This window comes from Enterobacter cloacae complex sp. S1 (genome assembly GCF_014930525.1).
Classification (GTDB): Bacteria; Pseudomonadota; Gammaproteobacteria; order Enterobacterales; family Enterobacteriaceae; genus Enterobacter; species Enterobacter hormaechei_C.
In genome coordinates, this window is the sequence record NZ_JADBRE010000028.1 from 1 (window position 1) to 14,635 (window position 14,635).

13 protein-coding genes are annotated in these 14,635 nt (G+C 56.4%); 7 read left to right on the plus strand and 6 right to left on the minus strand.

The genetic code is table 11. The annotated features are described in order from the left end of the window. The first annotated feature begins 276 nt into the window (after positions 1 to 276). The 4 genes from IM290_RS17910 to IM290_RS17925 all read left to right on the plus strand — a co-directional run bounded on the left by IM290_RS17910 (position 277) and on the right by IM290_RS17925 (position 4,787). The gene (locus tag IM290_RS17910; protein ID WP_193041438.1) at positions 277 to 984 is read left to right on the plus strand and encodes a DUF1120 domain-containing protein; all 708 of its coding nucleotides are present in this window, start codon (positions 277 to 279) and stop codon (positions 982 to 984) included. Positions 985 to 1,060: 76 nt separating this feature from the next. Continuing rightward, complete coding sequence (locus tag IM290_RS17915; protein WP_193041439.1) at positions 1,061 to 1,747, plus strand: fimbria/pilus chaperone family protein; 687 nt, start codon at positions 1,061 to 1,063, stop codon at positions 1,745 to 1,747. Between the two features lie 26 nt (positions 1,748 to 1,773). Then, positions 1,774 to 4,197, plus strand: a complete 2,424-nt coding sequence (locus IM290_RS17920; RefSeq protein ID WP_193041440.1) for a fimbrial biogenesis usher protein — start codon at positions 1,774 to 1,776, stop codon at positions 4,195 to 4,197. Next, entirely contained in the window at positions 4,188 to 4,787 is a 600-nt protein-coding gene (locus IM290_RS17925; RefSeq protein ID WP_193041441.1) for a hypothetical protein, read from the plus strand. The genes IM290_RS17920 and IM290_RS17925 overlap by 10 nt, the downstream gene beginning before the upstream one ends. A 42-nt stretch (positions 4,788 to 4,829) precedes the next feature. Here IM290_RS17925 and IM290_RS17930 read toward each other — a convergent pair whose 3' ends face one another. From IM290_RS17930 to IM290_RS17955, 6 genes are all read right to left on the minus strand, one after another. Beyond that, positions 4,830 to 6,572 (minus strand): putative frv operon regulatory protein, encoded by a 1,743-nt coding sequence (locus tag IM290_RS17930; RefSeq protein ID WP_193041442.1) that lies wholly within the window; start codon positions 6,570 to 6,572, stop codon positions 4,830 to 4,832. A gap of 9 nt (positions 6,573 to 6,581) precedes the next feature. Next, positions 6,582 to 7,643 (minus strand): aminopeptidase, encoded by a 1,062-nt coding sequence (locus IM290_RS17935; RefSeq protein WP_193041443.1) that lies wholly within the window; start codon positions 7,641 to 7,643, stop codon positions 6,582 to 6,584. Next, entirely contained in the window at positions 7,633 to 9,078 is a 1,446-nt protein-coding gene (locus IM290_RS17940; protein ID WP_193041444.1) for a PTS fructose-like transporter subunit IIBC, read from the minus strand. Before IM290_RS17940 ends, IM290_RS17935 begins: the two co-directional genes overlap by 11 nt. Before the next feature lie 10 nt (positions 9,079 to 9,088). Then, positions 9,089 to 9,535, minus strand: coding sequence for a PTS fructose transporter subunit IIA (locus tag IM290_RS17945; RefSeq protein ID WP_193041445.1), 447 nt, complete (start codon positions 9,533 to 9,535; stop codon positions 9,089 to 9,091). Between the two features lie 186 nt (positions 9,536 to 9,721). Then, positions 9,722 to 10,045: an AzlD domain-containing protein gene (locus IM290_RS17950; protein ID WP_193041446.1), complete on the minus strand. Its 324-nt coding sequence runs from the start codon at positions 10,043 to 10,045 to the stop codon at positions 9,722 to 9,724. Then, complete coding sequence (locus tag IM290_RS17955; RefSeq protein ID WP_015569922.1) at positions 10,045 to 10,704, minus strand: AzlC family ABC transporter permease; 660 nt, start codon at positions 10,702 to 10,704, stop codon at positions 10,045 to 10,047. Before IM290_RS17955 ends, IM290_RS17950 begins: the two co-directional genes overlap by 1 nt. A gap of 103 nt (positions 10,705 to 10,807) precedes the next feature. Here IM290_RS17955 and IM290_RS17960 point away from each other — a divergent pair, with 103 nt between their 5' ends. The 3 genes from IM290_RS17960 to IM290_RS17970 all read left to right on the plus strand — a co-directional run bounded on the left by IM290_RS17960 (position 10,808) and on the right by IM290_RS17970 (position 14,598). Further along, positions 10,808 to 11,356, plus strand: coding sequence for a helix-turn-helix domain-containing protein (locus IM290_RS17960; RefSeq protein WP_003861973.1), 549 nt, complete (start codon positions 10,808 to 10,810; stop codon positions 11,354 to 11,356). Between the two features lie 17 nt (positions 11,357 to 11,373). Beyond that, entirely contained in the window at positions 11,374 to 12,369 is a 996-nt protein-coding gene (locus IM290_RS17965) for a LacI family DNA-binding transcriptional regulator (RefSeq protein ID WP_193041447.1), read from the plus strand. A 105-nt stretch (positions 12,370 to 12,474) separates the two neighbouring features. Next, positions 12,475 to 14,598 carry an alpha-galactosidase gene (locus tag IM290_RS17970; protein WP_193041448.1) on the plus strand — a complete coding sequence of 708 codons (2,124 nt, stop codon included), beginning with the start codon at positions 12,475 to 12,477 and terminating at the stop codon, positions 14,596 to 14,598. The last annotated feature ends 37 nt before the right edge of the window (positions 14,599 to 14,635 follow it).

The window sequence follows — 14,635 nt, forward strand, 5'->3', positions numbered from 1 at the left end:
ATATTAAATAAATGGTCTGGCCAGTTGATTCCTTGTATTTATTCAATGAATGTTTTTGGCGGTTGCATTCGGTTATTTTAAGTTTCATATATAAAATATTTATTATAGATCTTGAGATTTAAGGAATTCCTCAGGCTCTAATCCTAAAACGTTTTGGGGTTATTGATCTGAGCTATCTGTAATGCTACTTTCTAAAACAATGTTTAGTAGTACCCCCCTTAGGCCAAATATTAATTATTTGGCATATTTTGTATTTCACTTTTATAAGGAAATTAAATGAACGCGATGTTTAAAAAAGGAATGCTGGCGTCCGCGCTGGCTGTCGTGGCGTCCTCTGCTCTGGCAGCTTCCAGTGTTGATATTCAGGTGACCGGTAAAATCGTCCCCTCTTCCTGTACACCGGCATTTATTAGCGGTGGTGGTATTGCCGATTATGGCACGATAAGTGCGTCTTCACTGAATTCCACTTCGGCTACACCATTGGCGGATGTAAAAATTATTCCTGTTTCCATTACCTGTGAAGAGGCCACCCGCATTGCAGTAACGTTTAATGATGCCCATGCAGACTCAGGACCAACTCAAGTTTTGCCGACAGAATTTATTGATACGGAATTTGGGAGAGAGGCGTACCAAACCGCAGGGCTGGGTATGTACAATGGTAAGAAAATTGGTGCCTATTCATTAGGGATTCAGCTTACGAAAGGCGCTGTCACGAACGACGCTGGCGATGAACTGTATCCTACCGCATCGCGCGATAACGGAACATCGTGGGCAACAACAGGTGGAGAGCGCTATTTAAAAGTTAACACAGACAAAAGCGAATTATATTCCTTCAGTGACACTGCGGGTGGCACGCCTGTCGCACAAACCAAGGTTAACTTTAACGTGGGTGTCGCCGCGATGATTAACCCAACCGATGATTTAAATATCACGGATGAAGCCACCCTGGACGGCTTAACCAACGTTGAGCTGGTTTATCTGTAATCGCACCCGCGCATCATGAAATACCTGACACCCCACTCCGGCGGGGTGTCATTACCAATATTAATGGACTAATATTATGCTGCTTTTAAAGAGAACGCTGATCTGTGCCTGCCTGCTGGCCTCATTTAACGGTATGGCTGCCGGGATGGTGCCGGATACCTCGCTGCTTATTGTCAATGAAGACAAGCAGGGGGCCAGCATGGATGTTAAAAACACGGATGCTGAAGCACAGCTGCTGTACACCAAAATTATTGATCTCCCGGACGACCCCAAGCCGGGCCTGTTTGCCACGCAGCCGGTTGTGCGCGTAGATGCGGGTAAAACCCAGCGCGTACGTTTTGTGCTGAAAATCAGCGCTGAGCCGCTGAAGGTGGAACATTTCAAGCGTGTCATTTTTACCGCTATCCCTCAGCGTGAAAAAAATAAAGTTAAAGTGGTGTTTAGCCAGAACCTTCCCGTCATTATTCACCCGGCTGGCCTGCCGGTAAATATTGAACCCTGGAAGGCACTCACCTGGCAGATAAAAAATGGCAATGTCACGGTTGAGAATAATACGCCTTATGTCATCCGACTGGAGCAAAAGGTGAAATTAATGGCCTCGGGTACGATCGCGACATTAGCTAAGACTTACATTCTTCCTGGCGAAAAAATGATGGCCAGCGCCCCAGCCAAAATATCAGCATCCGAAAAACAAATTGAAATCTATCCGGCAACGCGTTATGGCTATAAGGCAGGGAATTATATCGCCGACCTTCAGCAATAAAATCACTTAACAAACATGGAGTAGTTATGTTAAACGGTTCCTGTAAAAAGGGAATGCTCGTGTTTTGCCTTAGCGTGCTGGCATTTAATATTCGGGCTGAGATTTCCTCTAATGCGAATGAATCTCTGGAACTGGCGCGAGCCATATTTGACAGCGATGCTTTAAAAAATAACGGGCTTGATCCGGCCATTGCGGATTACTATTCCCTCACTCCCCGTTTTACCCCTGGCTACCATAATGTGACGGTTAATATTAATGGTAAGCAGCGCAATATTATGCCCGTGAAATTTGATGAGGAAGGAACGCCCTGTATTGATAAAGCGTTTCTGGAAAACGCGGGCCTGATTAAACAGACGAAAAGAGGCACCTGCCCGAAGATTTATCACTACTGGTCCGGATCAACGATTCAGACTTCGCCGGATATTGATGAAATATCGGTTGTTGTACCGCCTGAAGCGATCGACCCTGATTATGGCCGACAGTTCGCCGAGGTGCGTGGCGGACGTGCAGCTCTGCTGAATTACTCTATGTTCGGCACGCATAACCGATACGATGGTGAGAACGCTGACCGTTTCCAGTCGACCTTTGAAATGGGCTTTAATGCCGGAGACTGGATTGTGCGCAGCACGCAGTTCATTAGCGACGGCAGCGATCAGGATTTTGAGGTTGACTCCCTCTACACCTATGCCCAGCGTACCTTTACCGATTATGGCGTGATGGTGCAGGGTGGCCAGATTAACATCGCCAACAGCCGCTTCAGTATTCCGGGAATTTACGGGGTCCAGATGATGCCGGATACCGCACTCACTCCTCAGGTGGGGACGGGCGTCGAAGTCAGCGGTATTGCCCGTAATCCGCAGGCGCGCGTCGATATCCGCCAGGGCGGACAGCTTATTTACTCAACGCTGGTTCCTGCCGGTCCGTTCAACCTGGATGACGTGCCGCTGGCGAACCTCAACACCGACCTGAACGTAACGGTCACCGAGACTGACGGCAGCGAAAACCGATTCACTGTCTCGGCAAGTACGTTCCGCAGCAACCACGTGGGCCGCGCCCCGGGCTTTACGCTGGCGATGGGCCGCGTTGAAGACATGGACTCACGCTTTGAAAATCCGTGGGTGGTGTCCGCCAACAACGGCTGGTCTGTCAATAAGCGTGTCAATTTCTTGGCCGGTATGGTGATGGCGGATAACCACTATTACGGTTTTTCTGGCAACCTGGATACGGTTCCGGTACAGAACCTATATGCATCGCTCGGTTTTCTGGCGTCGATAGACAACCAGACGCAAACGGACGGCAACAAAACGACGCTGGATCTGGGTTACTCCCTGCCGTGGGGCATTGGGCTTTCGCTGGGCGGCAGCTATGGCACACCGGACTACCGCGAGATGACGGAACTTTACGGCGACGATGACGATATATCGCAAACCAAATACGACACCAGCGTCGGTATCAACTGGTCGAGTACCACGCTGGGCCGCTTTTCCCTCAGCTATTATCGCAACGAGAGCTGGAACAGCGATTATGACAGCCGCCGGTTTATCTCGTCGTGGTCACAGACTTTTAAATATTTCAACGTGAGCGTGAACTGGGAGTCGGATGTTAGCCGGCACGACAGCAGCGACAACGATCAGTTTTACGTAAACGTGTCGATCCCGCTGGGACGCTCAGGCGTGACAACCAGCTCCTGGTATCGCGAAAGCGAAGGTAAGCGTTCCTATGGCACGCGGGCGATGGGCTCGCTCAACGCTGAGAACCAGTACACGGTGGGGGTCACTCAGGACCAGGAAGAGAACACCACCAGTTGGGACAGCTCGCTGAACAGTAATCTGCATTACACCAACCTGGCGCTGGCGGCAGGAGGGGATAACGACAGCAACACCAACTACTCAGCAGCGTTAAGCGGCGGGATTGTCGCCCACAGCGACGGGGTGACCTTCTCGCCTTATCGCGTGACCGATACGTACGCCATTGCCAGACTGGATAAACCGGTGGCTGGCATTGAGATAGACACCACACGCGGCGCGGTATGGACCGATAAATGGGGCCAGGTGATTATTCCCGCGCTGTCACCGTTCCGTGAAAGCACGATTGAGATCAACACGGAAAGCCTGCCAGGCAATCTGGACGTAAGAAATGGCAGAACGGCGATCAAAGCGTCTCATGGCGCTGTGGCGAAGTGGGAGTTTGCGACGTTAAGCCAGCGCCGCGTGCTGCTCAGTATACGCCGTGCGGACGGTACGCCGCTGCCGGAAGGCGTCTCGATTGTGGACGCGGCAGGGGAGTATGTGACGAGCGCGCCAGAAGACGGCGTGATCTTCCTGAACGATATCTCTGCCAGCCAGCAGCTGTATGCGAAGCTGGATGAAGGGCGTTGCAGGCTGACGTACACCCTGCCGGAGGCAGAACCGAATAAATTCTATGAAGAGGTGACAGGGAAATGTCTCTGAATAACGTTCGTCAATACGCGCTGATGCTTATGCTGCTCTGCGGCGCAGCGGGACTTTCAGGAATGGCGCAGGCCGAGGACGGCACCTGTGAAATGATGTCGGCGGTGAAGAAAGTCGATTACGGGCGCTACCGTAAGGAGGATATGCGGCAGGCCTCTACTGAGCATGTGGGTAAAGTCTATAACGGTTATGCCTCGGTCACGCGCGAGTTTCAGGTTTCAGTCCTGTGTCCGGATGCGCGCAAAATGCGCATCTCCATTGACGGTGCTGCCCGACAGAACATGGCGTATCGCTTTACAGACAGCGGCGCGATGAAAATCGAATTTAAAGATGGGCGGGTGGATGGGAGCCCCGTGCAGCTGGCTGCGGTTGATATTGGTGCGGTCGCCGTTCAGGGGGGCGCATCACAGATTACGCTGAAGCCTGAAAAAGCACTGGCTGCGGTTAACGGCACGGAAGTGGCGGGCCAGCAGTTCACCGCCACCATGATGATTACGACCTATCTTTCTGACAAGGCATTTAGCGTTACCAACACCACGGATTTTAACGAGACGCTGACGCTTAACGTCGACACGCTCCCTGCGCGATAATCGTTCTGTCCCTGCTCTTCTGTGCAGGGACAGTTCCTTTCATCAGCGCAATAACGCAATAAATGTCTCGTAACTGTCCACACGGTCGATCTGCTGCGGCGAATGACTGCTTAACATGCCGGCCAGAAAACTAAATACTTTCAGCTCCTGCCGATTTTCCGCGCTGGCACAGGCGATAAGGGCGTGCTTCACGGGTTCGCTGTTCACGTAAAACGTGCGTTCCAGCGTAATAAAATATCCGCGAAATGGCCCGGTAGCCTCGCTCCAGCAGTGAGGGATCGCCACGTGGTTGACGATCAGGTTCTCGCCCTCCCGCTCGCGTTGGGCAATGCGCAGCGCCTCATCTCGGGTAATCAACTGCTTTTCAAAGAGCCGCGCGGTAACGGCAGCAATGACTTCATCCCAGCTTTCGCCGATGCGGTTCACGTAGTGAAAAGATCCCTCGGGCGGGAAAAAGCGTTCCGGCTGCTGGCGAATAAATGCCGAGGCCAAATAATCCTTAATCTGATCGATACCCGCCGCCGTGATGATGTTGCGGATAACCAGCACATTACGCAGAGCGTCATCCAGCAGAAAGTGGCTGTTATTCACAATCAGCGCCGGCTGGCTTTCGTCTGTCAGGGCCACAAGTTCATCGGGCGTGAAGGCGACAACGACGCGGCAGTTCATCACCTCTCGCTCAATGGCCATTTTATTGATGGTCGCAATGGCGTTTTGATCGGCAAGCAGAAAGATGGGCGTCCATGCGTTGTGGTGTCGCTCCAGTGCACAGGCGAAATAGAGTCCCGGCAGATCGCTGTCGATAAGCGGAATATCCATCTCCGCGCGCAACTGGTTGATAAATTTTACGCTCATATCAAACGCGGCAGGCCACGCGGCCTTAAGGTTATTCATGGAGCCGGGGCGGCTTTCCGGCAGCCAGTTTGGCATAGCCACGCAACGTTTCAGATGTGCGGTCAGGTCGTCTTTCAGTTGAGCGTCGATCACCTGCGGCTGCCCAACTGCGGACAGCCTCGCCAGCTGGCCGGCGACATACTCTGACGTGATACCGTTGGCGCGCTGCTGTAACCGATTGAGCGTGGTGGCGATGACGTTAATCACCGTCGGACTGAGCCAGATCCCTGTCCGCTCGCAGCAGTCGCGAAGCGCGCCAGACCCGGAGGCATCGGCTGAAACCGGAAGCTGCTGGCGCAGGGCGTATCCGGCCAGAACCATGCTGGCCCGATAATCTGCCTGAATATCCGGCCACGCCGTCAGGCTCTGACAGTGCGCGTGCAGCATGGATAAGGTTGCCGGGGCGATCCCCGCCAGCGGAAACGCCAGCGGATCCTTTTTGAACAGGTTAGCCAGCAGGATCAGGCGCTTATCCGGGTCGACATCAATGAAGTACCCGGCGCCGGGACGGCTGGCGAGCGGGAATGCGCGCGCATAGCGCTGCCGCAGGCGCGGCAGACGCTCAGCAATCCAGGCATCGGGAAGGTTTAGCGCATCCGCCAGCTGCGCGCGGGACATCACCGGGCGGATCAGCAGCAGCGCCAGCAGCCGGTCATCATTATCATGGCGCTGTAACAGTCGGAAATACTGTTTTCTGTCAGCAATATCCAGCTGGTACAGGGTGCTGCCCTTCGCCCTGATACGCGCTGTGCCGCTGAGGGTGAAATTGATGTAGTCGATATCACGCAGGATGGTGCGGGCAGAAACGCCGGTATGCTGGGCCAGGCCGCTGAGCGCCGCAGGCTGCGACTCCAGCGCATCGAGTAAAGCAAACTGACGTTCGTTGAGCATGGCGGGTCCTTAGCGAAAATCCGTTAGCGCGGCGACCTGCGTTTCATCAAGCGACATCAGCAGTTCATGCACCATGTTCAGCGCCGCGTCATAATCCTTTTGGGAGATCATACCGCTGTTGGCATGCAAATACCGTGTCGGCAGACAAAGCGCCACTACGGGCCGCCCGCCGCCCATCACGTTATATCTCCCGCCGTCGGTCGCGCCGGTTTTCATGGTGCTGAACTGTAGCGGGGCGCCTTTTTTTTCTGCACTTTGCCTGAGCAGCGCCACCAGCTTTTGACTGGCAAAGTAGCGTTTGTCGAACAGCATCACGCCGGGGCCGTCGCCCACGTTTAGCGGATATTTAATGGCGTCGATGCCCGGTACGTCGCCTGCGACGGCGGTATCCAGCACAATGACTACGTCAGGCTTAATGCGCTCGGCGGAGGTTTGCGCCCCGCGTAAGCCCACCTCTTCCTCGACGCTGCCCACGCCGTACAGGGTGATATTCGGGTTGTTCACCGTCAGCAGCAGCTCGGCCATTAAGGCGCAGCCCACGCGGTTATCCAGCGCTTTGGCGACAATTTTGTCCTCGCCCCAGCGGGCAAAGTTCGCTTCCGGGCAGACGAAATCCCCCATTGCAATCCCGTATTTTTCCACCTCTTCGCGGCTGTTCGCGCCAATATCGATAAACATCTCATCAAATGTCATCGGCTGCTGCTTTTGCTTCTCGCTCAGCGCATGGGGCGCGACTGAGCCAATCACCCCCGGAATTTTTGCGCCGCTGCGGGTGCGAATTGTCACGCGATGGTTGAGCATCGACTGGCTCCACCAGCCGCCGAGGGTGTCGAAGCGGATAAATCCCGCCCCGGTGATGTGGGTGACCATAAAGCCCACTTCATCCATATGCCCGACAATCGCCACCTTCGGCCCGCGCGTGCCCTTGCGGGCGATAACGCTGCCCAGTCCATCGAAAGCGATCTCATCCGCATGGCCTTCAAGGGTGTCGATCAAAATATCCCGCGCTTCCTGTTCGTCGCCGCTGACCGCGCTGGCGTCGCAAAGGGATTTCAGTAAATCAATGTTCATGTGCCTTCTCCATATGGGCAGCTTTGCGCTTCAGCCACCCGCTTTTCAGAACGATAATCAATGCAATGTTCAGCGCCAGGCCGATGGCCAGCACCAGATAAAACGAGCCAGCCGGCGACATCAGGCCAATCAGCGGATCGAACACGCCAAGACCGGGTGCCAGGCGTTGAATACCAAACGAGATAGTGAGCATGCCCGCGATCCCTCCGCTCAGGGTATTTGCGGTCAGCATGGGTAGTGGGGCCGCCAGCGCATAAGGGATGGCCGGTTCGGTGGCGACGGTCGCGCCCACCACAATGGCGCTGCTGGCGGCCGCTTTTTCCTGTTCGGTAAACAGCTTCGGCGCCAGATAAGTGGCGATACCTGCGGCAACGGGTGGCATCAGCGCCACCACGCCGACGATGGCGTACCAGTCGTAGATATGTTTTTCCAGCAGCGAGAAGCAGAAGAACCACGCAGTTTTATTGACCGGACCGCCCATATCGAACGCCAGCATCGCGCCCACCAGGAAGGCCGCGCCGAGCTTCATCGACGGTGGTATGGTGTTGAGGAAATGCAGCAGGGCACCCATCAGATCGGACATTAGCGGCCCGACAACGTACCAGGTCAATACGCCAAACACCAACAGCGTCACGAACGGGATCAGCATCGAGCCCAGCAGCGGCTGCAACGCTTTCCCAAGCTTCAGCTTGCGAAACCACAGCACGAAGTAACCTATTGCCAGTCCCAGCACCACCGCGCCAAGAAATCCCGCGCCGGACTGCGTGCCCAATAGCCCTTTGTCGTTCGCCAGATAGCACACCAGAAAAGCCGGTGCGAAGGCGGGTTTATCGGCAATCGACAGGGCGATGTACGCGCCCATAATCGGGATCATAAAGGTGAAGCCCAGGTAACCGATCGATTCGACAACCCAGGTAAACGACGGTGCGCCTTTCGACATATCGCTGTAAGGCAAACCGAACTGCACCAGCATATTGGCGAGCGCTACCAGAATCCCCCCGCCGATAACGAACGGCAGCGCGGCAGAAACGCCCGCCATCAGGTGGCTCATTACGCTGCCCTGTTGCACATCCTGTTTTCCCAGCTTCACGCTGCTATCGGTGGCGAAAAGCTGCGACTGCGTGGGTAAGTTATCAAATATGGCCTCTATGTTTTTCAGCGCCTGGGATATGGGGAGCTGATAAACCTGTTTACCGGCAAAGCGCGCGCGATCGTCGGCGCTCAGCCCGCGCCCGGTCGCCAGAATCACGTAGTCTGCGGCGCGGATAGCCTCGTTGCTCAGATGGTTTTCCACCCCGCTGGCGCCCTGCGTTTCAACCTGAATGCTATGCCCAAGCTCCTGGGCCTTTCGCTCCAGCGCTTCGGCGACCATATAGGTGTGCGCGATACCCGCCGGGCAGTTGGTGATGGCCACTAACCGTAACGACGTTCCCATTGTTTGCTCCTTATTCGCTCAGCGTCTGGTTGAGCAGTGTGAGGATCTGCTCCTGACCGCCCTGTTTGAGTTGTGAGATAAATTCGGGGTGAATAATCTTCCGGCACAAGGTGCCAATCAGCTTCACCTGCGCCTCTTCTCCCTGCTGCGGCACGCCAAGGCAGATCCAGCAGGTTGCTGCTTCGCCGTCGCTGGCCTTCCAGTCCACGCTGGAGGCTTTACGTGCGAACAGAACAAACGGTTGTATGACCACACGACTTTTACCGTGCGGCACGGCGACTCCGTTGCCGAAGCCGGTAGAGTGCAGTTTTTCGCGTAAAAGCAGCGTTTGTAAAAATGCGGCGCGGTCGGACACAAAGCCGTTTTGCCAGGCCATCTCCGCCAGCTGTTTCAGGATGGAATAGGGGCTGTTGCCCTGAATATTGAGATCGATACAAGCGGACGTCAGGTGCGCCATCGTTTCACTCCGTTGAGAATTGCGTAACCTGATTCTACGGGTGAGGCGATATAAGGCTGAGCATGAAAATGTCAGCGGGGTATGACAAGACGACGGTGAGGAAGAGATGATTATTGTGGACGAGGCCACATTCCTGAAGGGACTGATTTTCCTGACGAATATATCATCGCCAGGAAAGGAAAGTTATTAATGTAATCCCGCCAGACGCAGCAGCGCCGTTACCACCGCCGCCGCGATGATCACCACAATTAACGGCATTTTGCGCCAGGCCAGAAACACCGCGAACCCCACCCCCAGTACGCGCGCCATCCCGGCAAAATGATCCCCTTCATAAAACGTTGTCGCCAGCGCGACGGAGAACAGCAAAACGGTAGCCGCGTCTGAAAGCAGCGCCTGCGACCGTTCTGAAAGCGCCAGTCGGTTGCCAAGCTTCGCTCCGCCAAGACGCATCAGATAGGTTCCGGCAGAAAGAATGGCGATGCCGAGAATAAAGACCGTCATGTTTTCCATTATTTTTTCCTCGCGGCAAGGCCGAGCAAAGAGAGCAGCACCGGCAGGCCAACCGGCGCAAACGGTACGGCGGCCAGCGACAACACTGCGCCGCTACAGGCGCGGATCAGCGTGGTACGGTTTTTAAATGCCGGCACCACTAACGCCAGCAGGATCGCCGGGAACACCGCGTCCAGCCCGATGGTTTCCGGATCTGGCAGCAGCTTGCCGACCATCGCGCCCAGCACCGCCCCCAGCGGCCAGATGATTGCCACGCCCAGCCCGCACAGCCAGTAGGCCGCTTTACGCTGCTCGGCGGTTTTTTGCGACAGGCCGAACACCACACTTTCATCATTCATGATATGACAGCCCAGAAAGCTCAGGCCGCGCTTGCCCACCAGTTCACGCACTGTAACGCCGAACGGCACATGGCGCGCGTTAACCAGTAAACCGGCCGCTGCCGCTGCCAGCGGATTGCCGCCGCTCGCCACGATACCGATAAACATAAACTCGGATGCGCCTGCCAGCACCGTGAGGGAGAGGACAAACGGCACCCACAGCGGGAAACCGTAGGCCATCGCCAGTGAGCCATAAGACATGCCGACCACGCCCACCGCGAGGCAGACCAGGACGATCGCTTTTATCGTGTCGCCTTTCAGGCAAGAGAGGTGATTCTTCATACCATTTTAGCCATATCGAACGTATTTCCATTATAATGAACGCATCAGAAACGTTTTACAAGACGAACGATTCGTTCGTTATAGAGAGAAAGAGGCCGTTATTATGACGCAGCCAATCAGCGTGATCGCCAAAAGCCTGGTGCGAGAACGCCTGCGAACCGGGCTCTCACTGGCGGAAATTGCCCGCCGTGCCGGGATCGCCAAATCTACGCTTTCTCAACTGGAGTCTGGCAACGGCAATCCTAGCCTGGAAACGCTGTGGTCGCTTTGTGTGGCGCTGGATATTCCGTTTGCCCGGTTACTGGAGCCGCAGCAACCCGTCACGCAGGTGATCCGCCGCGGCGAGGGCACAAAAGTCGTCGCCGGGCAGGCGAACTACGAGGCGATTTTGCTCGCGGCGTGTCCGCCTGGCGCGCGTCGTGATATCTATCTGCTGCTGACTCAGCCGGGGGCAGACCGTATTTCCCAGCCCCATCCGCCTGGTTCGGTTGAGCATATTATCGTGACCCAGGGGCGGGCGATGGTCGGTCTGATCGACGCGGCGGAAGAGCTCGGCCCGGGAGATTACATTTGCTACCCCGCTGACCAGCCGCATATCTTTAAGGCGCTGGAGCCAGATACGCACGCGCTGCTGGTGGCGGAACAAAACTAACAAAGATACGGAAAATCATGTCGCTTAAAGCCATTGCCAAAGAACTGGAGCTGTCTGTTACCACCGTCAGCCGCGCCCTCAACGGGTATGACGACGTTTCTGCTGAGACGCGCGCCCGCGTGGAAGCGGAGGCCCAGCGCCGTGGCTACCGACCAAATACCTTTGCCCGTCGCCTGAAGATGGGCAAAATCGACGCCGTCGGGCTGGTGTTTCCGGTGCATCCTGTTCCGCTCAATAACAGCGTTTTTATGGACATGGTCGGCGAAATTAGCCACGAACTGGCGCGACATGAGATTGACCTGCTGCTCATCGCTGACGACGATCTGGCGGACAAACACAGCTATATGCGCATGGTGCAGAGCCGACGCGTGGATGCGCTGATTGTGGCGCATACGCTGGATCACGATCCGCGTCTTGAGCAGCTACAGGCCGCCGGGTTCCCGTTCCTGGCGCTCGGCCGCAGCCAGCTCCCGCAGCCGTACGCGTGGTTCGATTTCGACAACTATGCCGGCACATATCAGGCCACCCGCTGGCTGATCGAGAAAGGCCATCAGCGCATTGCGCTGCTGGGCGAAAGCAACAACCAGGCATTCATCACCCAGCGCCGCCAGGGCTACCTGGACGCGCTGCGGGAAGCCGGACTTTCCAGCGAATGGCTGCGTGCCATGCCCCCTTCGCGTCGCGTGGGGTATGCCACCACGCAAGAACTTCTCTCCCTGCCGCAGCCGCCCACGGCCATCATTACCGACTGCAACACCCACGGCGACGGCGCAGCGATGGCCCTGGCGCAGATGGGGCGCTTAACCGGTGAAAATGCCGTTTCGCTGGTGGTCTATGACGGCTTACCGCAGGACAGCATTGTCGATATCGACGTCGCGGCGGTGATCCAGTCTACCCGTCAGGGTGTAGGGAAACAGATTGCCGATATGGTGCGCCAGCTGATTAATGGCGACGACATTGACACCCTTCAGGTGCTCTGGCAGCCAGAATTCTCCCCAGGCCAGACGGCCTGATTAACCAAAAATTTCCAAACCCGATCACAGATCCGAAACGTTTTGGTTTGTATCCGAAACGTTTCGGATCAACACTCAGGACATCCCGATGACAGGAGATGTCTGATGCAAGATTCCATTTTTCGACTTGAAAGCAATACGGTAGACGTGGTGATTAAAACCCACCCGTTCGCCGAAATTCTCTACTGGGGGCCACACCTTCAGCACTTTTCGCCGCAGGATGCGCTGAGTATTGCGCGTCCGGTTGCTAATGGCAGGCTGGACGTCGACTCCCCCGTCACGCTGATGGCAGAGCTGGGGCATGGGCTGTTTGGCTCGCCGGGCATCGAGGGGCACCGCCAGGGGCTGGACGGATCGCCGGTATTTAAAACCACGCAGGTGCAGCAGGCGTTAAACGCCTTGACAATCACTGCTGAAGACGAGCATGCAGGCCTGCGCCTGACCAGTGAAATAACGCTGGATGCCAGCGGCGTACTGGTGGTGCGTCATGGGTTAACCAACCTGAAAATGCAGGCGTGGCAGGTGGATCGCTTTGCCGTGACGCTGCCGGTGGCCGAACGCGCGCAGGAGGTGATGGCCTTCCACGGACGCTGGATCAGGGAGTTTCAGCCGCACCGCGTGATGCTTGAACATGACAGCTTTGTGATTGAAAACCGTCGGGGTAAAACCTCCCATGAACATTTCCCGGCGCTGATTTCAGGTACGCCGTCATTCAGTGAAATGCACGGCAACGTCTGGGGCGTGCATCTGGGCTGGAGTGGTAACCACCGCCTGCGCGCAGAGGTGAAAACCGATGGCCGCCGCTATATGCAGGCCGAAGCGCTCTACCTGCCGGGTGAAAGGGCGATTGAAGAGGGGGAAACGCTCTGGACGCCGCGCCTGTATGCCAGCCACTCCCCGCACGGGCTGAACGGCATGAGCCAGCAGTTCCACCGCTACCTGCGCGACAACGTTATCCGCTTCCCGGAAGATAAACCGCGCCCGGTGCACCTCAACACCTGGGAGGGGATCTACTTCAACCACGATCCGGACTACATCATGCGCATGGCCGACGAGGCCGCAGCGCTGGGCGTGGAGCGCTTTATCATTGACGACGGCTGGTTTAAAGGCCGCAACGACGACCACGCCGCGCTGGGCGACTGGTATCTGGACGAGAAAAAATACCCGAACGGCCTTAAGCCGGTGATCGATCACGTTAAACAGCTCGGCATGGAGTTTGGTATCTGGGTTGAGCCGGAGATGATTAACCCCGATTCCGATCTGTATCGTGCGCACCCTGACTGGGTGCTGGCGCTGCCGGGCTACGCCCAGGCGACCGGGCGACACCAGCTGGTCCTCAATCTCAATATTGCGCAGGCCTTTGATTATCTGGTCGAGCGCATGAGCTGGCTGCTGGGCGAACACGCGGTCGACTACGTGAAGTGGGACATGAACCGCGAGCTGGTGCAGCCAGGGCACAAGGGCAAAGCCGCCGCCGATGCCCAGACGCGCCAGTTTTATCGCCTGCTGGACGTGCTGGGCGAGCGTTTCCCACACATTGAATTTGAATCCTGCTCGTCGGGTGGCGGGCGTATTGATTACGAAGTGCTGACCCGCAGCCACCGCTTCTGGGCGTCCGACAACAACGACGCGCTGGAGCGCAACACTATCCAGCGCGGCATGAGCTACTTCTTCCCGCCGGAGGTGATGGGGGCGCATATTGGTCATCATAAATGTCACGCCACCTTCCGCCAGCACAGCATTCAGTTCCGCGGGCTAACAGCGCTGTTTGGTCACATGGGGCTGGAGCTGGATCCGCTCACCGTCGATGCGCAGGAGCGTGAAGGCTATCGCCATTACGCCGCGCTGCACAAGCGGTGGCGAGAGGTCATTCATCACGGCACCCAGTGGCGCGTGGATATGCCGGACGCCACCACCCTGGCGCAGGGTATAGTGAGCGAAGACAAGACGCAGGGGCTGTTTTTGGTCAGCCAGCTCGCGATGCCGGATTACACCCTGATGATGCCGCTGCGCATGCCGGGGTTAGACGCCAGCGCGCTGTACCGCATCACGCTGCTCGATCACCCGAACATCCAGATTACGGGCGAGGGCGGGCACACCATGCGTAAGCTGCCGGCGTGGATGAACGCGCCGCAAACGGTAAGCGGTGAGTGGCTGATGCAGGCGGGTATTGCACTGCCGATTCTGGATCCGGAAACCGCCATTCTGATTGGTGTGGAACGCGTGTAAGGGTGACGGGCCGGGCAACCGGCCCTCCGTTGAGGAT